General features: G+C 31.5%; 1 pseudogene. It reads right to left on the bottom strand.

Annotated features, from left to right (window positions below):
- A pseudogene (locus tag MBCUR_RS02935) lies at positions 1-868 on the bottom strand (DUF11 domain-containing protein); the annotation flags it as partial.

Here is an 868-nt window from a genome sequence, read left to right as displayed (position 1 = left end):
CCAGTAGCAACATCATAACTAGTTCCACGAGGAGTGGTACTATTAATGTATATTAATCTACTATCCAACCTATCAGTAATAACTAAACCAGTAGCACCATCAGGACCAAAATTAGTCACATTAATAGAATACAAAACAAATGCACCATTCAAAACAGATCCAGACACATTAGATGTCTTAACAATACTAATATTCACAGTAGGAACAACAGTAATATTAGTCTCATTATCAACATTACTACTATTATTACCAGTATTATTCTCATTAACACCAGTAAGATTAGCAACATTCACAATATTGCCAACACCATTCAAACGAACAAGAATATCCAAAACAATACTCTCACCATTAGCCAAAACACCAATATTCCAAACACCAGTGTTTGCAATATAACTTGTAAACCTTGGAGATGTACTGTTAATATAAATCAATCTACTGTCTAAAACATCAGTAATAACCAAATCAGTAGCACCATCAGGACCAAAATTAGTCACATTAATAGTGTACAAGATATAAGCACCATTTAAGACAGATCCAGATACATTAGATGATTTAACAATACTAATATTCACAGTAGGAACAACAGTAATATTAGTTTCATTATCAGGAGTACTGCTATTATTACCAGTATTGTTTTCATTAACATTAGTAACATTTGCAATATTCACAATATTACCAGTACCATTTAAGCGGACAAGAATATCCAAAACAATAGATTCACCATTAGCCAAATTACCAATGTTCCAAACACCAGTACTTGCAACATAGTAAGTAAATCTTGGAGATGTACTGTTAATGTATATTAATCTAGTATCTAATTTATCAGTAATAACCAAACCAGTAGCATTATCAGGACCATAGTTAGTTA

Source organism: Methanobrevibacter curvatus, assembly GCF_001639295.1.
Taxonomy (GTDB): domain Archaea; phylum Methanobacteriota; class Methanobacteria; order Methanobacteriales; family Methanobacteriaceae; genus Methanoflexus; species Methanoflexus curvatus.
Note: the sequence above shows the minus strand (reverse complement) of the source record. Positions and strands in the feature narration are given on the sequence as shown.